The organism is Treponema sp. B152 (assembly GCF_024181665.1).
In the GTDB taxonomy this organism is placed as follows: Bacteria; Spirochaetota; Spirochaetia; order Treponematales; family Treponemataceae; genus Treponema_B; species Treponema_B denticola.
The window spans coordinates 1,542,692-1,562,950 of record NZ_CP058668.1 but is presented as its reverse complement, the minus strand read 5'-3'; the positions used below and the strand labels follow the sequence as shown (position 1 = coordinate 1,562,950).

Annotated in this window: 19 protein-coding genes; 15 read left to right on the top strand and 4 right to left on the bottom strand. The window is 36.4% G+C overall.

Going from position 1 to position 20,259, the window contains the following annotated elements; genetic code table 11:
* The first annotated feature begins 3 nt into the window (after positions 1-3).
* From dprA to HYB91_RS07190, 15 genes are all read left to right on the top strand, one after another.
* A complete protein-coding gene (gene dprA / locus HYB91_RS07260) occupies positions 4-936 on the top strand; it encodes a DNA-processing protein DprA (protein ID WP_002677699.1) in 933 nt (310 codons plus the stop codon).
* 18 nt (positions 937-954) lie between these two features.
* Positions 955-3,120, top strand: coding sequence for a type I DNA topoisomerase (topA, locus tag HYB91_RS07255; RefSeq protein WP_002677701.1), 2,166 nt, complete (start codon positions 955-957; stop codon positions 3,118-3,120).
* On the top strand, positions 3,113-4,030 hold the full coding sequence (xerC, locus tag HYB91_RS07250; protein WP_002677703.1) for a tyrosine recombinase XerC: 918 nt from the start codon (positions 3,113-3,115) through the stop codon (positions 4,028-4,030). The genes topA and xerC overlap by 8 nt, the downstream gene beginning before the upstream one ends.
* Before the next feature lie 66 nt (positions 4,031-4,096).
* Positions 4,097-4,633 carry an ATP-dependent protease subunit HslV gene (gene hslV / locus HYB91_RS07245; RefSeq protein WP_002671668.1) on the top strand — a complete coding sequence of 179 codons (537 nt, stop codon included), beginning with the start codon at positions 4,097-4,099 and terminating at the stop codon, positions 4,631-4,633.
* Positions 4,633-6,090 carry an ATP-dependent protease ATPase subunit HslU gene (hslU, locus tag HYB91_RS07240; protein ID WP_002677705.1) on the top strand — a complete coding sequence of 486 codons (1,458 nt, stop codon included), beginning with the start codon at positions 4,633-4,635 and terminating at the stop codon, positions 6,088-6,090. The genes hslV and hslU overlap by 1 nt, the downstream gene beginning before the upstream one ends.
* A gap of 51 nt (positions 6,091-6,141) precedes the next feature.
* The gene (gene flgB / locus HYB91_RS07235; protein WP_002677706.1) at positions 6,142-6,561 is read left to right on the top strand and encodes a flagellar basal body rod protein FlgB; all 420 of its coding nucleotides are present in this window, start codon (positions 6,142-6,144) and stop codon (positions 6,559-6,561) included.
* A 23-nt stretch (positions 6,562-6,584) separates the two neighbouring features.
* On the top strand, positions 6,585-7,040 hold the full coding sequence (gene flgC / locus HYB91_RS07230; RefSeq protein WP_002677708.1) for a flagellar basal body rod protein FlgC: 456 nt from the start codon (positions 6,585-6,587) through the stop codon (positions 7,038-7,040).
* Positions 7,041-7,074: 34 nt separating this feature from the next.
* Positions 7,075-7,440, top strand: a complete 366-nt coding sequence (gene fliE / locus HYB91_RS07225; RefSeq protein ID WP_002671660.1) for a flagellar hook-basal body complex protein FliE — start codon at positions 7,075-7,077, stop codon at positions 7,438-7,440.
* 64 nt (positions 7,441-7,504) lie between these two features.
* Positions 7,505-9,208, top strand: a complete 1,704-nt coding sequence (fliF, locus tag HYB91_RS07220) for a flagellar basal-body MS-ring/collar protein FliF (RefSeq protein ID WP_002677709.1) — start codon at positions 7,505-7,507, stop codon at positions 9,206-9,208.
* 1 nt (position 9,209) lies between these two features.
* On the top strand, positions 9,210-10,259 hold the full coding sequence (gene fliG / locus HYB91_RS07215) for a flagellar motor switch protein FliG (protein WP_002668469.1): 1,050 nt from the start codon (positions 9,210-9,212) through the stop codon (positions 10,257-10,259).
* 20 nt (positions 10,260-10,279) lie between these two features.
* Positions 10,280-11,206: a flagellar assembly protein FliH gene (fliH, locus tag HYB91_RS07210; RefSeq protein ID WP_002668471.1), complete on the top strand. Its 927-nt coding sequence runs from the start codon at positions 10,280-10,282 to the stop codon at positions 11,204-11,206.
* Positions 11,207-11,215: 9 nt separating this feature from the next.
* Entirely contained in the window at positions 11,216-12,640 is a 1,425-nt protein-coding gene (fliI, locus tag HYB91_RS07205) for a flagellar protein export ATPase FliI (protein WP_002668473.1), read from the top strand.
* On the top strand, positions 12,640-13,104 hold the full coding sequence (gene fliJ, locus HYB91_RS07200; protein WP_002677711.1) for a flagellar export protein FliJ: 465 nt from the start codon (positions 12,640-12,642) through the stop codon (positions 13,102-13,104). Before fliI ends, fliJ begins: the two co-directional genes overlap by 1 nt.
* A gap of 14 nt (positions 13,105-13,118) precedes the next feature.
* Positions 13,119-15,551 (top strand): tetratricopeptide repeat protein, encoded by a 2,433-nt coding sequence (locus tag HYB91_RS07195; protein ID WP_002677714.1) that lies wholly within the window; start codon positions 13,119-13,121, stop codon positions 15,549-15,551.
* Between the two features lie 13 nt (positions 15,552-15,564).
* Positions 15,565-16,767 carry a glycoside hydrolase family 3 N-terminal domain-containing protein gene (locus HYB91_RS07190; RefSeq protein ID WP_002677717.1) on the top strand — a complete coding sequence of 401 codons (1,203 nt, stop codon included), beginning with the start codon at positions 15,565-15,567 and terminating at the stop codon, positions 16,765-16,767.
* On the opposite strand, the gene HYB91_RS07185 is transcribed toward HYB91_RS07190, so the two are convergent.
* The 4 genes from HYB91_RS07185 to HYB91_RS07170 are packed head-to-tail and all read right to left on the bottom strand — an operon-like array spanning position 16,760 to position 20,237.
* Positions 16,760-17,428 carry a metal-dependent transcriptional regulator gene (locus tag HYB91_RS07185; protein WP_002677718.1) on the bottom strand — a complete coding sequence of 223 codons (669 nt, stop codon included), beginning with the start codon at positions 17,426-17,428 and terminating at the stop codon, positions 16,760-16,762. The genes HYB91_RS07190 and HYB91_RS07185 overlap by 8 nt on opposite strands.
* 25 nt (positions 17,429-17,453) lie before the next feature.
* Positions 17,454-18,554, bottom strand: a complete 1,101-nt coding sequence (locus HYB91_RS07180; RefSeq protein WP_002677720.1) for a metal ABC transporter permease — start codon at positions 18,552-18,554, stop codon at positions 17,454-17,456.
* Between the two features lie 4 nt (positions 18,555-18,558).
* Positions 18,559-19,473 (bottom strand): transition metal ABC transporter permease subunit TroC, encoded by a 915-nt coding sequence (gene troC, locus HYB91_RS07175; RefSeq protein ID WP_002677722.1) that lies wholly within the window; start codon positions 19,471-19,473, stop codon positions 18,559-18,561.
* Positions 19,470-20,237 carry a metal ABC transporter ATP-binding protein gene (locus tag HYB91_RS07170; RefSeq protein WP_002668485.1) on the bottom strand — a complete coding sequence of 256 codons (768 nt, stop codon included), beginning with the start codon at positions 20,235-20,237 and terminating at the stop codon, positions 19,470-19,472. The genes troC and HYB91_RS07170 overlap by 4 nt, the downstream gene beginning before the upstream one ends.
* Between the last annotated feature and the right edge of the window lie 22 nt (positions 20,238-20,259).

The following is a 20,259-nucleotide window of genomic DNA, read 5'->3' as shown; positions in this document are numbered from 1 at the left end:
AAAGTGAAGATATCCGAAAAAGAAAGTTTGTACATAGGATTATCTCATTGCTATTTTCTCAAAGGAAGGGAAAAGCTTGTTCTGTCGGAAAAGCTTGATTCCTTATCTTCTCTTGTGTCGCTTTCTCTAAAAGATATTTCGGAAATTATCGGCAGGCAGGTAAGGCCCAAAAAATGGGATAAAGATTTACTGAAATCCCTTACGGATTCAAGTATAAAACTTATGAGCTCATACGGCATAAGGATGCTTTATTTTTATGATTCGGATTTTCCTCCGCAGCTTAGGGAGATTCCCGATCATCCCTTTACCGTTTTTTATAGAGGCCTTCTTCCTTCTCCTGAACAGCCCATGCTTGCAATGGTAGGAACAAGGCGGCCTACGGGGGACGGTATTGAACAAGCCTTGAATTTGGGAAAAGAATGCGCCGAAAAAAATATTCCTGTTGTGTCGGGATTGGCTTTCGGTATAGATTGTTTTTCTCATAAGGGCTGTCTTGAAGGAGAAGGTAAGACCTTGGCAGTATTGGCCTGCGGGCCTGAAATGATTTATCCCCGTTCAAATAAAAAACTTGCTGCAAATATTTTGGAATCTAGCGGTTGTATTTTAAGTGAATATGCTCCGGGAACGGAACCGTTGTCCTACCGCTTTCCCGAAAGAAATAGAATTATTTCGGGACTTTCGCGTTCCGTTTTAATTGTAGAAGCTCCAAAAAAATCGGGTGCTCTTATTACTGCAGATTTTGCCTTGGAGCAGGGCAGAGATGTTTATGTATGCGGCCTTCTTCTTAATTCTTTACAAAATGAAGGCGGTAAAGCCCTTTACGAACAAGGCGCATTTGCGATAAAATCCATAGATGATATTTTACATGATTGGAAATATCCTACGGAAAATAATTTAAGAAATAATCAGCAAAATATGCTGTTTACTAATTTATAGATTATGAGGTATTGATTTATGGAAAACACGATGAATGAAACAAAAAAAACTAAACGTACTGCAAAAAAAACAAAACAGCATTGCTTGGTTATAGTCGAGTCACCTGCAAAGGCTAAGACGATTGAAAAATATTTAGGAAGCGATTATATCGTAAGAGCTTCGATGGGGCATCTGATAGATTTGCCTAAATCCAGATTGGCAATCGATATAGAACATAATTTTACTCCCGAATATATAACGGTTAGAGGGCGTGCTAAAATTTTAAAAGAACTAAAAAAGGAAGCAAAAAAATCTTCAGGCGTATTTCTTGCAAGTGATAATGATAGAGAAGGGGAGGCTATTGCCTTTCATTTACATGAAGCCTTGCTTCCGGAATGTTCTTCTCCGATAAAAAGAATAGTTTTTAACGAAATTACTCCCAATGCAATTCAAGAAGCCGTAAAAAATCCCATGGATATAGATATGGGAAAAGTTAATGCTCAAAAATCCAGAAGAGTTTTGGATAGACTGGTCGGTTATAACCTATCTCCTCTTCTTTGGCAAAAAGTAAAGAACGGATTGTCGGCAGGCCGTGTTCAATCCGTTGCATTGCGTTTAATCTGTGAACGGGAAGAAGAAGTTGAAAATTTTATTCCTGATGAGTACTGGACCCTTGACGGCGATTTTAAATACAATAAAACTTCTTTTGAAGCTCAGCTTGTAAAATACAAGGATAATAAGCCTGAATTAAAAAATCAAAAAGAAGTTGATGCAATTATCGAAGAGTTGAAGTCCTTGCCTGCTTTTGTAGATGATATCAAGATAACGGAAAAAAGTATAAAGCCTCGCCCTCCGTTTACAACTTCTACATTACAACAGGTTGCGGCAAACAGAATAGGTTTTACATCGAAAAAGACAATGCAGGTAGCCCAGCAGCTGTATGAAGGTGTTGCTGTCGGTTCTACCAGAGTCGGTTTGATTACCTATATGCGTACCGATTCTGTGAGAATTTCCGATACGGCAATAGATGCTGTCCGTAAATGGATTAATGAAAATCATCCTAAAGAATTACCTGATGGACCGAATGTATACGCAGCAGGAAAAAAAGCACAGGATGCACACGAGGCGATTCGTCCTACATACATTGAGTATAGTCCTTCTTATTTAAAAGAATTCTTAACCCGTGATCAGTTAAGACTTTATTCTTTGATTTGGGAACGTTTCGTTTCAAGTCAAATGAAAAATGCAAAGACAAAAACATCGAGTTATGAAATAAAAGTAGGGGATGCAGTTTTCCGTGCAGCTTCTACAAAGATAACCGAAAAAGGTTTTTACACGGTTACAAAAACATTAATTTCAAAAGACGAAAAAGGAACTTCTCTTCCATCTATGAAGGTGGGAGATGAAATAAGTATTGAAAGTTTAAGACCTGAACAGCATTTTACTCAAGGCCCTGCCCGTTATACGGATGCAAGTATCGTAAAAATGCTTGAAGAAAAAGGAATCGGAAGACCTTCAACCTATGCACCTATTATTTCCGTTTTGCTTGAACGCTATTATGTAACAAGATCTAATAAACAGCTTGTTCCGACTCAGCTGGGAAGAATTATCAACAATCTTTTAGTCAAAAATTTTTCCGAAATAATAGATGTAAACTTTACTGCCGGAATGGAAAACCGCTTGGACGAAGTAGCTGAAAATAAAATAGAATGGCCTAAATTGATGGAAAGTTTTTACGATTCATTTAAAGAAAAAGTAGATACCGCTTTGGAAAATGTAGAAAGCATTAAAGGTTCGTTGGATGAAGTTACGGATATAGTCTGCGAAAAATGCGGAAACAAAATGGTAAAAAAACTTGGCCGCTTCGGAGTGTTTTTGGCTTGCAGTGCTTTCCCTGAATGTAAAAATACAAAATCGATTCCTTTGGCAAAATGTCCGCGTGAAGGCTGCGGAGGAGATATAATCGCACGTAAATCCAAAAAGAGAGGAAAAGAATTTTACGGATGTACACATTTTCCCGAATGTGATTTTATTTCACACTTTAAACCTATCAATGCCTCTTGTCCCAAATGCGGCTGGTTTATGGTAGAAAAGTATGATAAGAAAAACGGAAACTATAAGGCTTGTATTAATCCTAATTGCGATTATTTACACAGTGTAGTAGAAGGTGTAGAAGATGTGGAGGTAGACAGAAGCAATGAATGAAGTATTTGAAAACTACCTCACCTATAGTGCGGGAGTAAGGCAATTTACAAAAGCAACAATAGATTCTTATAAAAATGATTTGATTATTTTTGAAGAGTGGTTAAAAGAACTTGACTTAAATGTTTTTGAGTTAAAGGCTTCGGACATCAGGATTTTTATTGCAGAACTTGCAGATAAAAAAATTGCTCCGGCATCAATTAACAGAATGATGTCCACGCTACGAGGTTTTTACAAATATGCTTTAAGGTTTAATCTGACAAAAATAAATCCTATATCTTCTGTAAGGAATTTAAAACTTGCTCAAAAACTTCCTGTGTTTATGTTTCCTAAACAGGCACAAGAGTTTTGTAAGCTGCCTTCAAATGCCGGTATTCTTTGGGAAACAAGGGATGCTGCCTTATTTGCTTCTCTTTATTCTACGGGTTGCCGTGTTTCGGAATTAGCTGGGCTCGATATAAAAGACTTGGATAAAACGCTTTCTTATGCCATCGTTTTCGGAAAAGGCAAAAAAGAAAGAAAGGTATTTTTTGCGGAATTTGCAAAAGAATATTTGAGGGAGTATTTAAAAGAAAGGGCTAACTTGGTTGAAAAGTTTAAAGGCCAAGTTCAAAAAGACGGCAAGGGAAAAATTAGAGATGCTCTTTTTATAAATCAAAAGGCTCAAGCCTTAACAAGCAGGGGAATTCGGTATATAATAAACAGATATGTTCAGTTATCTCCCGAATTAAAACATCTTTCACCCCACGCTTTTAGACATAGTTTTGCATCGACATTAATTACACGCGGAGCAGATATAAGGGTTGTACAGGAATTGCTTGGACACGAAAGTGTTTCGACCACGCAAAGATATACGCATATTACGGCTGAGCAGCTTCAAAATTTATATAAGACTGCTCATCCTCATTCATAAATAGGAGTTATGATAAACAGTTCGGCAGAAATTCAGCCTCACTGTTTATCGGAATAGGAGTTTTAGATGAGTCAAAAAATAAGAAGTACTACGGTGATTGCGGTAAGAAAAGACGGGAAAATTGTTATGGCCGGAGACGGACAGGTAACCATGGGCGAAACAGTTATGAAGGGAAATGCCCGAAAGGTAAGAAAAATTTATGACGGAAAAATTATAACGGGCTTTGCCGGAGCAACGGCCGATGCCTTTACTCTTTTGGAAAAGTTTGAAATCAGGGTAAAAGAATTTTCAGGCGACCTGACTAGAGCTGCGGTAGAGCTTGCAAAAGATTGGCGCACCGATAAGATGCTCAAAAACTTACAGGCCCTCTTACTTGTAGCCGACTCAAAGACTACTCTTTTAATTTCGGGAAACGGAGATGTTATAGAGCCCGAAGAAGATGTACTTGCAATAGGCTCCGGAGGAAATTATGCTTATGCTTCGGCTTTGGCTTTGATGCAAAACACAAATCTTTCCGCCCGTGAAATTGCGGAAAAGAGTTTACAGATTGCAGGAAAGATATGTATTTACACAAACGGAAAGATAGTTATGGAGGAAATATAATGAACGAAGAATTAAAAGATTTGACGCCTAAACAAACGGTTGCAGAACTGGATAAATACATTATAGGACAAAACAAGGCGAAAAGAGCCGTTGCTATTGCTCTTCGTAACAGAATGCGCCGTCTCAAACTTCCCGAAGAAATCAGAGACGAAATAGCTCCTAAAAATATTTTGATGATAGGGCCTACGGGTGTAGGTAAAACCGAAATTGCAAGACGGCTTGCAAAATTGTCGGGAGCTCCTTTTTTAAAGGTAGAAGCTACAAAGTATACTGAAGTAGGTTATGTAGGCCGCGATGTCGAATCTATGATCAGGGATTTGATGGCTGTCGGCTACACAATGGTTAAAAGCGAAATGCAGGAAAAACTAAAAGAGCAAGCAGAAAAAAATACCGAAGAATCTTTATTGGATTTGCTTTTGCCCGGTTCAAATAAAAAGAAAACTGCCGCAACTTCTGCTCAGCCGCAAGATGTTTCTCAAGCCTCTAGCGGAACAACGATAAGCCTTCCAAGTGTGAGTTCTACGGCTCAAGCGGAAGAGCATAAGGCTCAAAATGAAAACGATATGAGCGGCACAAGGGAAAAATTCCGCGTAATGCTCCGCGAAAATAAACTTGAAGATAAGATGGTTGAGGTTACTATTTCTCCATCCATGGGAACTCCCACATTCGAATTTTTTGCAGGCGGTTCAAACATGGAAGATATTGAATCTGCAATGTCGAATATTTCCAGTATGCTTATGGGCGGAGCAAAATCGAAACGCAAAAACGTAAGCGTAAAAGAAGCCCGCGAAATTATAATGGCCGAACAGCTTGACCGAATGGTAGATCATGATAAGGTAACTGATGAGGCAAAGCAAAGGGTCGAGCAGATGGGAATTATATTTATTGACGAAATCGATAAGGTTGCTTCCCGTTCGGATCGAGGAGGCGGACCTGATGTTTCAAGAGAGGGTGTTCAGCGCGATATTCTTCCCATAGTTGAAGGCTCTAAGGTTTCCACTAAATACGGCGTTGTAGATACCCGTCACATTCTTTTTATAGCAGCGGGAGCTTTTAGCGTATCAAAGCCGAGCGATTTAATCCCTGAATTTCAAGGACGCTTCCCCTTGCGGGTAGAGCTTGAAGCCTTGCATGCAGAAGATTTTAAACGCATTCTCCTTGAACCTAAAAATGCTTTGACCAAACAGTATGCAGAGCTTTTGGAAACCGAAGGCGTAAAAATAGAATTTTTAGATGAAGCCATTGATAGAATGAGTTTTTTGGCTGCAGATGTAAACAGCAAAAACGAAAATATTGGAGCAAGAAGGCTCCATACGATTATGGAAATGCTTTTAGAAGATATTTCGTTTAATGCAAGCGAAATGGGAGGCGAAACGGTAAAAATAGATGTAGCCTATGTGGATGAAAGGTTAAAAGATATAGTACAGGATCAGGATTTATCCCGATATATTCTATAATATGGTTAAGGGGTATTTAAAATTTGCCGAAAATATCCTTAGGAGTGAATTATGGGTTTTAATAGTTTTTTAAGAACAACGGATATATTGCACAGAGCCTTGGATGTAAACTCTTTACGCTATACCGTTACATCAAATAACCTTGCAAATTCGGATGTTCCTAATTTTAAGAGGACTGAGGTAAATTTTGAATCGGAGTTAAAAAGAGCCTTTGATTCGGAAAAAAATGTAAAAGGAGCTTTTCAGCTTGCAACGACTCATCCCTTGCATATAAAATCAAATGAGCCTATAGATTATAGAACGGTTGAGCCTGTGCGTGTTTTGGATTATTTGACTACCGAAAAAGCAAACGGAAATAATGTAAACCCTGAAGATGAAGCTATGAAGGTATTGAAGATTCAAATGCAGTATCAGCTTTTAAGTATGATGGCAGGTTTTCAGTACAATCAGGTACAATCGGTTTTAAAGTAGAATAAGGAATCGGAGGAAAAAATATGGGATTGTTTACGAGTATAAATATTGCAGCTACGGGAATGGGTGTAGAGCGTCTTAGAACCGATGTAATATCAAACAATATTGCAAACGCTTCAAGCTTGGAAACCCAAGAAGGCGGCCCTTTTAAAAGAAGCCGTGTAATAGTCGGCCAAAGAAAAAGCGGTATCGACTGGCAGACTCCTTTTACTCCTCAAAATGTAGAAAGGGGAGTAGGTGAGGGCGTTAAGGTTCTTTCGATAGAAAAAGATACTTCCGATACCCGTTGGGTTTATGATCCGACCCATCCTAAGGCCTTAAAGTACGGCCCTAAGGAAGGATATGTAGAGTATCCTAATGTAAACATAGTTACGGAAATGGTGGATTTAATTTCGGCTTCAAGGGCTTATGAGGCAAACCTTGCCGTTGTAAACGGTGCAAAGGATATGTTCCAAAGAGCCTTGGATATTGCAAGATAAAATGAACGATAAAATATTTTAGTGGGAGGAAAAAATGGTAAACGCTGTAAATGTTGCAAATGTAAATTCGGTACCTGGGCTTTTGGATGTTCCGAAAATTAATGCTGTTGTTACCGATAATTTTAGAGCCAAAATGGTTTCAAATACCGACATGATTGAGCTTGCTGCAAATAAAGAAGCTGCAAGTTTTGAACAGACAATTTTAAAAGCATTCGACAGCATGAATGCAAAGCAAACAAACATGGACAAGTTGGGAGAACAAATGATTGTCGATCCCGAATCGGTCGATGTTCATGATATAACGATGGGAATGGCCGAAGCAAGTTTGTCGCTTAAATTAGCACAAACCATAATCGACCGTTTAGTAAAAACTTGGAATGATATTACTACAACGAGATAAAAAATAGGCTGCAAGACTTTTAATTTGAAGCCTTGCAAAGCTCGTTCAGTACATGGGGGGAAACATGAACGAAAAGTTTAACAATCTAAAAACAAAGTTTGGGACGCTTTGGGGGAAATGGACAAAGCTCCAAAAAGGAATCATCATCGGGGTAATTGTACTTGCTCTGGTGCTGGTTGTCGTTCTCGGTAGATGGTCTTCAAAACCGACATCGGTACCCGTAATAGACATGGCGATAACCGACGTTGATCTGCGTGATAGAATTATATTGCGCATTAATGAAGAAAATGTAAAAACTACAATCTCTTCCGATGGGATAATCTCTGTTGCCGATGAAGCAACAGCTAGAAGGATGAGGACTATCTTGTTGCGTGAAGATTTGATACCTAAGAATACAAGCCCTTGGGCCTTCTTCGATGTTGAGCGTTATTCGCGTACCGATTTTGAGCGTGAGATTGATGTACGCCGTGCAATTACCGAGGAAGTCAAGAGACACTTAAAAGCATTGGACGATATTGATGATGCCAATGTTGTCGTCAGAATACCTGAAAAGGCCTTATTTGAATCGGAACAACTTCCTGCAACTGCGACTGTTGTTATTACTCCTGCACCCGGAAGCGATATTTCGACCAATCGAAAGAAAATAGAAGGTATTCAAAAGATGCTCAGGCTTGCGGTTCCGGGATTAAAAAATGAAGATATTACGATAAGCGATGCTTCCGGAATTCCTTTAAACGATTTTGAAATCATGAAAGATGCCGACCGCTTAACTCTAATTGAAAAGCAGCAAAAGTTTATTGCTAAACTTGAAAGGCAATACGGGGCCAACATATTGACTCCTTTACAAAAAATATACGGTGAAGACAGAGTTAGAGATATAAACGTTAAAATTGATATGGATATGTCTGAACGTTCTGCCGATACAACCGAAATTCGCCCTACAGTTATCAAAGAAGATAATCCCGAGACTTCTTATGATGATTCTCAAGTAGTGCAATCGGTTACGGTAAGTTCGGAAAATGCAACGACTATCTGGGAAGGAAGCGGAATAAATCCTCAAGGGCCTGTGGGAACTGAGGGACAAACTCCTCCTTCTTATCAAGATACAAGAAATTTAGTGGGACGCTCGACTCAGACCATCACAAAGGAAAACCATCTTGTAAGTTCAAGCCAGATAAAGGAAGTCTTCCTTCCAAAAATGGGAAGAAGAACCGTATCGGTAAACATTGACGGTGTTTGGGAAAAGAAAAAAGATGTTAACGGAAAATATATTATTAAAAACGGTGTGATTGAAAGAGAATATAAACCTCTTTCAGCTGAAGAAATAAAGCAGGCCGAAAAAATAATTAAAGATGCCATAGGATTTGATGCAAGCCGAAAAGATTCCGTAAGTGTCGTAAATGTTAAGGTTGATAGAACATCTCAGTTTGAACTGGAAGATAAGGAATATTTTAAGGCTCTGCAAAGACAAACCATATTCTTACTTTCGTTAGCAGGAATAGCATTAATATTGCTCTTCTTTATATTGTATAGAATCATAAGCCGTGAGATTGAAAGAAGAAAAAGACTCCGCGAAGAAGAACTTCTTCGTCAGGCACAGTTGGAACGTGAAAGGATGTTGTATGATCAGCAGATGGCTGATGCCGATGTTTCAATGACGGTTGAAGAGCGAAGACGTCAGGAGCTTCAAGAAAATGCTATCAATATGGCTAGGGAACATCCTGAAGATGTTGCTCTCTTAATTAGAACTTGGCTCATGGAGGAATAATATGGCTGTAGCACCTGCAAAAGAAAGAGGCAGTTCAAAAAAGGGTAAGGATATTAATTCTCTTACCGGAAGACAAAAGGCTGCAATATTCTTAGTATCTCTCGGAGGTGAAATCTCCGCTAAAATAATGGAAAGACTTCGTGAAGATGAAGTCGAAAAAATAGTTTTTGAGATTGCAAGAACCGAAACTGTGGAAGCGGAATTAAAAGATGCCGTTCTCCAAGAGTTTCAGGATTTAATGACTGCTCAAAACTTTATAACAACAGGCGGTATAGACTATGCAAGGGATGTTCTGGAAAAAACTTTCGGTAGCCAAAAAGCTATCGAAATAATAAACAGACTCACGAGCTCTCTCCAAGTTCGTCCATTTGATTTTATTCGAAGAACGGATCCTGCGCACTTATTGAACTTCATTCAGCAAGAGCATCCGCAGACAATAGCTTTGATCCTTGCCTACCTTGAACCGCAAAAAGCATCGGTGATTTTGCAAAATCTTCCCGATGAAATTCAAAGCGATGTAGCAAGACGCGTTGCAACCATGGATACAACTTCCCCCGATGTTCTCCGTGAAGTTGAACGCGTTTTGGAAAAGAAACTGTCTACTGTTTCAAGTGAAGACTATACTGCAGCGGGCGGTGTCGACAGCATCGTTGAGATTCTTAACCTTGTTGACCGTTCTTCTGAAAAATCCATTATCGAATCTCTTGAAGACGAAGATCCCGACTTGGCAGAAGAAATCAAGAAGAAGATGTTCGTATTCGAAGACATTGTTATGCTTGACGATAGATCCATCAGTAAGGTTCTGCGCGAAGTTAATAACGATGAAATGGCTAAGGCTCTTAAACAGGTTGATGCCGAAGTTCAAGATAAGATATTTAGAAATATGTCTAAGCGTGCCGGTGCCATGCTCCGCGATGAAATGGAATACATGGGACCGATACGTGTTAAAGATGTTGAAGAAGCTCAGCAGAAGATTGTTTCGATTATCAGACACTTGGAGGATAAGGGTGAAATTGTTATCGCCAGATCCGAAGAGGATGAATTGGTATAAAATAAAACGGAGAATTGCTTATGGCTAAGACTATTTTTAGAGGCTTTGAGGTAAACAAAAACAATAACGATGTAGTGTTTTTACAGCTTAATAAAACTTTTCAAGAAGAACCTGAAGAAATTATTGAAGAAAAGGTTCCGGTTTATGAAGGTCCGACTGTTGAAGATTTAAAAAAAGAAGCTGAGGATTTTAAACTCGAATGGGAAAAGCAAAAAGAAAAAATGATTTCCGATGCTAAAGCTGAAGCCGATAAAATTATTGAAGATGCTCAAAATGCAGCCTTTGATGAGGTAAAAAGGCAGACAGATGAAGCTCAAGTTATTGCTCAAAATGCAAAAAAAGATGCTGAAGATATTATAGCCGAAGCCGAGCAAAAAGCCAGAGATATAATAGCCGATTCCGAAAAAAACAAAGATTCCGTAAACCGTGATGCTTATAAAGAAGGTTTTAACCGCGGCCGTGAAGAAGGTTTTAAAGAAGGAAATCTTGAAGTGCAACGCCTAACCGATCGTCTTCATACAATAATAAATAAGACAATGGATAGGCGCCAAGAAATTCTTTCTGAAACCGAGCAGCAAATAGTGGATCTTGTTCTTTTGATGACAAGAAAGGTCGTTAAAGTTATTTCCGAAAATCAGAGAAATGTTGTAGTTTCCAATGTTGTTCATGCTTTGCGAAAAGTAAAAGGCAGGGGCGACGTGGTCATACGCGTTAATCTTGCTGATGTTAAGATGACTACGGAGCACATTCAAAACTTTATATCCGCTGCAGAAAATATTAAAAATATTACAGTGGTTGAAGATTCTACTGTTGATCAAGGTGGATGTATCATTGAAACGGACTTCGGAGCAGTGGATGCACGTATAGCAAGTCAGCTTAACGAACTTGAGCAAAAGATTTTGGAAATATCTCCCATTAAAACAAAGATAAAGACCGGAAATATTTAAGGTGCCGATATGGTAGATCTGTTTGATAAATATACCAATGCTGTCTCAGAAACCGATCCGATAAAATTTACCGGACGTGTAGTCCGTGTTCATGATAAATTAATTGAAAGTGAAGGTCCTGTGGCTTCCGTAGGAGAACTTTGCCAGATTATTACGGATGATAATCCTGATGGATTAAAGGCTGAGGTTGTAGGCTTAAACGGAACTATCGTTCAGCTGATGAGCTATACCGATGTTCAAGGTGTAAAAATAGGTGACCTTGTTATTGCAAGCGGAGAAATTTTATCCGTCCCTGTCGGAAATGTTCTACTAGGCCGTGTTGTAGATGCCTTGTGTAAATCTGCTGACGGTAAACCTGAACCATATTCGGCAAAAAGATATCCTGTTGTAGCTCCTCCTCCCGATGCTATGACCCGTAAGCCTATAAGACAAAGAATCGTTACCGGCATCCGTGCTATCGATAGTCTTTTGGCTGTGGGGCGCGGACAGCGCCTTGGAATTTTTGCAGGTACCGGTATCGGAAAATCTACATTGCTTGGAATGATAGCTCGAAACACAAATGCCGACGTAAATGTTATAGCTCTTATAGGAGAGCGCGGACGTGAAGTTTTGGATTTTATTGAGCATGATCTGGGACCTGAAGGTTTAAAACATTCGGTAATTGTAAGTGCAACCTCCGATCAAAGTGCTCTTGCAAGAATAAGAGGAGCATACACCGCTACGGCCATTGCAGAATACTTTAGAGATCAAGGAAAAGATGTTATGCTTCTTTTTGATTCCGTAACACGCTTTGCTATGGCACAAAGAGAGATAGGACTTGCCATAGGAGAGCCTCCTGCAACTCGCGGATATACTCCCAGTGTTTTTAGTTCGCTTCCTAAACTCCTTGAAAGAAGCGGTACCTCCGAAAAAGGTTCCATTACAGGATTTTATACCGTATTAGTTGAAGGTGACGATATGAACGAGCCGATTTCGGATGCCGTACGAGGTATTTTAGATGGTCATATTGTATTGGATAGAAATCTTGCCGAAAGAGGACAATATCCTGCCGTTAATGTTTTAAAAAGTATTTCCAGATTATCCAACAGAGTATCGGGACCAAACACAAAGGATGCATCAAAACGAATGCGTACATTATTAAAAGACTATACCGAATCCGAAGATATGATAAATCTCGGTGCTTATCAAAAAGGAAGCAGTGCAGCAATCGATGATGCTATCGATCACTATCCGCGTATTTATGATTTTTTAACACAAGAGGTGGATGATCCTGCAAAACTAAAAGACACTTTACAAAAACTTTCGGATATTACGGGTATAGATATTCCTCCCGAAGAATTTGATGAAGCAGGTTTGGGTGTTGGGGCTATAAAAAAATATGCTCAAAGTTCTGAGGCCTCCGCATTATATAAACCGGATCGAGAGGTTAATTAATGAAAAGGTTTGAGTTTCGGCTTGAAAAACTTTTAAACTTACGCGAATTTTATGAACATCAGGCAGAAATTGACTTGGCTCATGCCATTGCTCATAAAGATTATATAGATCTGCAATTAAAGCAGATTGCTAAGTTAAAAGTAAAGACAGGTACCGAATTTAATCCTGAGACCGATAAAATTGATATAACCGATCTTCATAATGCCCAAAATTATATTATACTCTTAGATAAAAAAAAAGATGAATTATTAGAAAAACTAGTTCTTGCGGAACAAATTATTGAAGGAAAAAGAAAGATTTACATTGAGGCTGCATCAAAACGTAAAGTGATTTCAAAATTAAAAGAAAAAAAACGGGCGCTATGGGAAAAAGAAAATATAAAAGCGGAAGAAACATATATCGATGATATTGTTACTTATAAATTCGGTCAAAATAAAACAATTGCAGTTAATAACTATAATTAATTAAGGATGAGTACATGTTAAGTGTTTTTTTAGAAATAATATATGAAAGACAATTGCGTAAAATTAATTTGAAAATCCTTACCGATTTTATTAACTTAATAAAAGAAGAATCTTTATCAAACGGAGCAGAGTTTATACAGGTTCAAGGCGGATTTTATTTTTTATTTAAAAAAAAATCGATTGCTTATGCCTTTTCTACTGCCAGATTTTTATATAATGTAAATAAAATATTAATTTCATATAAAAATAAAATTTCCGAAGTAAGATGTATTACCGACTATTATGAAGAAGATGTTTCAAATGAAGCTTTATTCGAATCTTTATCCTTGTATAAAAAACAATTAATACCGGAGATGGGAATGTTTGCTTCAAGAGAGGCCGCCAATAAACTTTCTAAATATATTGATTTTAATGAAACGGATTCTTCAATTTTGTTATGTAATGCATTTAAATTTTTTGAAAATATTAATTTAACTTCTAATAAAAATGCCGATAAGAATGCTTCAATAATATTGCATCGGAATGATAATTATTTTTGGGCTATATATAATTTTATCTTGGCAAATCCTTTGGATAATGATTGTTTAAAAGTCACGAGTAATGAAGATAGAATTTCTTTTTTAGCTACAAAAAATGTTTATATTTATCTAAAAAAACATAGATTTTCTAAGGATATGCCTCAATATTTTGTTGATGCTTTTTTAACAAATGCTGCAATATACTTGAAAAATTATATAAAAAAACAAAATGGAAGGAAATCTGTAAAAGTTTTAATAGATAATCTTAACGATAAAAAAAATTTGGATGAAGCTGAAAAAATATATGCAGTTAATAAATATATGGAAATAGAGGCTTTGGATTCTTCTTTACCTTCAATATATAATATTCCTGATGATTTATTACAGCTGATATATATTATTCTTGTTTCAAGTAAATATTTTTTCTATGATGAGATTACAGATTTTTTAGTTTCATTGAATAAAAGCAAGGCTTTTTTTGATGATGTTTATGCTTGGATGTATTCAATGGGAATTATTTTAGTTGAGAATAATATCTATGCCGTGCCTTATGGCTTACCTGAAATTATTGAAAGACGTATTAATCTTAGCAAAAACATGGTAGATTCAAATATAACCGAATATTTATGGGCTAAATATAAAAAAGGAATTTTAAATGCAAATTCCGATGCAGAAAAAATATTCGATTCTTTAAATTTTAAATGTAAACCCGACTTTTTACTTGCTTCAATATTTCATAATTATTCCGACTCTTCTATTGAAGGTTTAGATCTAAAGAAATATAAAAATGAAATTTTTTATGACGCATTAAAATATTATCAAAATTCTATTATTGCAAATATAGATGATAGTACTGCAAAATCCTATGCATATTTAAAAACTGCAATCGGTTTTTTTCAAGAAAATAAATTGGAATCGGGAGAGTATAGAGCTTTTTCTTTGCTTGCTTTCTTTAATTTAATGCAAAATAAAATATCCGATGCTATTACTTATTTTTCTTATGCTCTTGATAATGCCGAGCATTCTCATGATACATCTTTTATCTGTGATGCATTATTTAATATTAGTATCGTTTATTTCTTACAAAATAACTTAAAGCAATCTATAACTTTTTTAGATCGTTTAGCTGCTGCCGTTGATGAATATTTTGAACAGGATTGGAAAATTCCATATCTTTTTATGAAAGGCCGTGTTTATTTGCAAATAGGAGAATTTAATAAGGCTGCAGACAGTTTTAGGATGGCATCGGATTTTGCTGATTTATATTTTGATAAAATAGAACCATTATGTAAATCTTGGTATGGCCGTTCTTTAATTTATATGGGACAAATAAAAAACGGTCAAGAGATTTTAATAAAATATATCGATTATACCGATGATGCATTATTATTTTTGCTTGAATCTTTTTTATTCTATCCTGTTTTAAATAATGACTTTGAAAAAATGGATTTGGATATATCTTCTATTTATAGTGCATATAATAATTCCGGCCTAACGGATTTTATAAACTTAAAATCAGGTTTTAGTATTGCTGAAGATCTGATCTGGTCCAATATATATAACATGTCTATTGGGAAAAAGATGTTTGATGCTTTTTATAATTATTATAATTGTAAAATTAACTTTTCAAAGATGTATGATATTGAAGAATGTAAGATTCTTTTATCAAATCTGGAAGCATCGGCTGTTGAATCCCTGTATCAAAATGATCCTTATTCATCTTTATATATGTATCTATGTTATGATTTATCTGTTAAGTTATACGGGGAAAATTCTTCTCAAACTATTGCTTATCTAAGCAAGGCTTTTAAATCAATGCAAAAAAATGTATTGGCGATAGGTGAAAACGATATACGTGACAAGTATATGCAAAATAATTTATGGAACTCAAAACTTTTTAAGGTTGCGAAGAATCAAAAACTTATTTAACCTTGGAATATTTATGAAACGTTTTATACCCGCTTTTTTTTATTGTTTTTTTATTTATACGGCTCTTTTTAGTGATAATGAAAGTATCAAAGCTTATATTTCGGAAATGAGTATAGAAGACAAGGCTGCTCAAGTTTTAATGATGAGTATTGAAGGGAAAAAAACTTTTCCTCTTTATTTAAGCTCTTATTTTAATTCTTATACACCCGGTGCTTTTATTTTATTCGGATATAATTTTTCGGATACTCCTGAAGCTTGTGCTTCTTATATAAAATCGGTTAAGCAGTCTATACAAAATTTATCTAAATCAAAAACGTTTGTACCGCCTTTTTTTGCATCCGATTTTGAAGGCGGGCGTGTTTATCGAATTCGAAAAATAGGATCGCCCCTGCCTTCACCAAGAGAAGTAGCAGAAACATTAACGGAAGAAGGGGCTTTAGCTCTATATACTCATACGGCAGAACAAATACACCTATTGGGTATACATTTAAACTTAGCTCCGATTGTTGAAAAAGAAAGATCCAAAGATGCCGGTTTCTTGGATGATCGTATTTTTTCCAATGATGAAGATGTTTTAGTAAAATATGCAGATGCTTTTATTTCCGGAATGAAAAAGGGTGGATTGCTTTCTACCGTTAAACATTTTCCCGGAAATGCAGAAACAGATCCGCACTTTTCAAAAAGCATTATTGATGTTGATGAAAATATTTTTTATAAGGATTTTATTTCTCCTTTTCGCCGAGTTCTTTATGGTACCGATGAGGTTGTTTTAATTTCACATGCTGAAGTTTCTTTTATAGATAAAAAACCTTTTTGTTTTTCAAAAAAGGGAATAGAAAAGTTTTTGCGTACTGAATTAAAATTTTCAGGTTTAATTATTACTGATGATATGGCAATGAAAGCTCTTAAGACAGATGGGCGCACGACAGCAGATAATGTGCTTTTAGCTCTTGATGCCGGTTGTGATATGGTTATGTGTTCCGAACCTAAGTTTAAAGAGCTTGTAGAAGCAATTTCAAAAAAAATGAAAAACGAGTCCGATTTTCTTAAAAGAATTGATGATGCGGTATTTAATATTTTAAAAACAAAAATAAAGATGGGCATTATTGATGAATCATTGAAGCCTATAGAAAAATACAAATTTAATAAAGAAAAATTTTATAAGGCGAAAAAAGCTGCGGAAGATATTTTAAAAAAATCAAATGAACCTAAATAATAATTTTTTCGACAAATATATTTTTTAAAATCATCGTGGAACAAGATATTTTATTCCCATCTATTATTATCTCGGCTAAACCGCTTTCTTCATTTTTATTTTGAAGTATGATTTTTGAATTTAATTTTAAATTTATTGTTTTATAATATTCAAATTGAGCGTCTGAGCCTGTAAGTCTTGATATCGAATATTCTATTCCGTATTTTACTTTATCTAAACTTGAATCTGTACATGTATATTCCTTTTGATTTTTTCTGGGTATCATTGCTCCATGGGGATCCCTTTTAGGATGTCCTAAATATTTGTCTATTTTATCTATTAAAAGATCCGAGGCTGCATGTTCTAAATTCTCTGCCTCATTATGAATGTTTTTTCCGTCCATTTTAAGTGTCTGAAATAAAAAGGTTTCAATTAATCTATGCCTCCTTAAAATATTAAGACCGTACTTTTTACCTTTTTCGGTTAGCCTGCATCCTATCCGGTTTTGATATTCTATGTATCCTTCTTTTTCAAGTTTCTTTGCCATTGATGTTGCCGTACCGGGAGTAACATGTAATAGTTTTGCAAGTTCACCGGTGGTAATTTTTTCTTTATCACTTTCCGACAAAAATTTGACGATAGCTTTTAAATAATTTTCGGTTGTAATTTGCGAGATTTTCACTCTTCCTCCTAAGAATTCACTTCACTTAAATATTTGTTATTGATTTTTCCGCCTCCTGTCTTCCTAATGGAGACAAAAGAAGTAAACCGTTTTCTTTGTTTATATATCCCAGCCGTTTTGCTGCAAATACTACTGCATGGGCCTTTTTTTCCGTCCAGTTAATGTGTTCACATAAATGTTCTTCTCTACACTCACTGATCATATTTTCTTCACCTTGATGGTGCAGAAGATGAACAATGAGCATTTTGACGGCAAAATCTATTTTTAGATTTTTTTGTTCGGCCCTTCGTTTTATCAATCCGTCTTTTGGAGAGAATAGGTAGGCAAGTAAAAAAAAGACGCCTGTCATTGCAGCCATTGAGCCGGATATACTTCCATCTATTTTTACTGCAAGGTAAAAGCCGCTTATCGATGATGCCGAAGCAATAACAATTGAAATTATTATCATATAAAAAAGACTGTTTGTTAATAATAGGGCTGCAGCGGCAGGTGCAATCATCAAGGCCGTAACTAAAACGGCTCCAACCGAATCAAATGCACCCACACAGGTAAGGCTCACTGCAAACATTAGACCGTAATGCATAATTGAAGGTGAAAAGCCCAATGATTTTGCTAAGTTAGGATCAAATGTTGTCAGTTTTAATTCTTTAAAAAATGCTACGATAAAAACAAAATCGAATAAAAGAATACAGATCATTTGAACCAAGCTTTTTGGGAATGAAACCGAAAAAAAACTTATACGGTCAAAGGGTGCAAAGGCTAATTCTCCCAATAAAACCGAATCCGTATCCAAATGAACATTTCCTGCATAGAGTGAAACCAAGATAACTCCAAGGCTGAATAAAAATGGAAAAACAAGCCCTATGGCTGCATCGCTTTTTATAAGTTTTGTCTTTTGCAAGACTTCGGTAAAGATAACCGAGGCCATTCCGGCTATAACGGCTCCTATCAATGGTATGCTTGAAGATAAGGTTTTACTTATAAAAAAGCCTAATACGATTCCTATTATGATAGAATGGCTTATTGCATCACCCATCAAAGACATTCTCCTTAAGACTAGAAATACTCCGCAGAGAGCACATGAGGCAGAGACAATAATTGCAATTAATATTATTTCCATATTCATATAGCTATCTCCTTTTCATATTTGTTTCTTTTCGTAATTTGTTTTTTATATAAAACTTTTTTATCTTTGATTGAATAATTCCTCTATGAGGACTAAATAAAATGGAAATCAATGTAAAACCTGTTAAAAAACAAACTATTACAGGGCCCGTAGGCATTTTTGAAACCTGAGAAGAAATTGCAGCTCCGCCCATTCCGGATGCTGCTCCAAAAAAAGCAGATAGGAGACACATTATGCTCAGTCTATTCGTCCATTGTCTTGCTGCAGCAGCAGGTGCAAGTAAAAGAGCACTCATTAAAATTACACCTACCGACTGTATTCCTATAACTATTGTAATTACGATTAAAGCCGTTAAAATTAATTCCGGTATTCTAGGTGAAAAACCTATTGATTGCGAAAATCCCGGATCAAATGTAGATAGTTTTAGTTCTTTCCATAAGAGCGCAATGATTATAAGGACAAATGCTTCGACTATAAAAATGATTATAACATCTTGCTGTGTTATGGTTGCCGCTTGCCCGAAGATAAATTTGTCAAGACCGCTTTTTCCGGCTCCAGGTAATTTTTGAACATAGGTTAAAAGTAAAAAACCTAGACCTAAAAATACACCCAAGACAATACCTTGAGCTGCATCTGTATCTACTTTTGAGTTATGTACGATGTTGTTTATAAAAAATGTTCCTATAAGACCCGTAAGACCTGCACCCAGTAAAAGAGGCAGTGTCATTTTAGAACCTGTAAGTAAAAATGCTATTACAACTCCGGGGAGAGCAGCGTGTGCAACCGCATCTCCAAGTAAACTTTGTTTTCGTAAGACGGCAAAGCTTCCTACCACACCTGAGCCTATGCCTAAAAGCATCGTTCCCAAAAAAACATTTCTCAAAGTATAATCGGCAAAAAAAGTTATTATTCCGTTCATTTTTTTTCAGAATTATAGGCTATTCTGCCTCCATAAGTTTTGCGTAAGTTTTCTTCGGTAAAAACTTCTTCAATACTTCCCTCAGCTATTAATCTTACATTCAATAAGAGAACCCGATCAAAGTAATCCTTTACGGTTTGAAGATCGTGATGGACTACCAAAAGAGTCTTCCCATTTTCCTTTAGTTCTTTTAAAAGTTTTACAATAGCCTGTTCGGTAGCTGCATCAACTCCTTGAAATGGCTCATCCATAAAATAAAGATCCGCATTTTGAACAAGTGCCCTTGCCAAAAAAACTCTTTGCTGTTGTCCGCCTGAAAGTTCGCTTATCTGACGTTTTGCAAATTCGAGCATTCCTACCTTTTCCAAGGCTGACATAGCTTCGTTTTTTTCCTTTTGTCCCGGCCTTTTTATCCATCCCAAATTTCCATATGAACCCATTAAAACGACATCAAAGACCGTTGTCGGAAAATCCCAATCTACCGAACTTCTTTGCGGTACGTAGGCTATTCTTTTTCTTTGAGATTTATATGATTTTCCGAATATTTTTATTTCTCCCGATGCTATAGGAAGAATACCCATCATTGCTTTAAGAAGGGTAGATTTCCCGGCTCCATTGGGGCCGACTACAGCCTCCATTGCTCCTTGGGGTACGCATACATCTATGTCCCATAGTACAGGCTTTTCGCGGTAAGCCAATGTAAGGTCTTCAACACAAAAAGCCGGAATTAAGTTCTCTTTTAAATGTTCTGCACCTGTATTCATAAAATCATCCTTTTAAAATAAA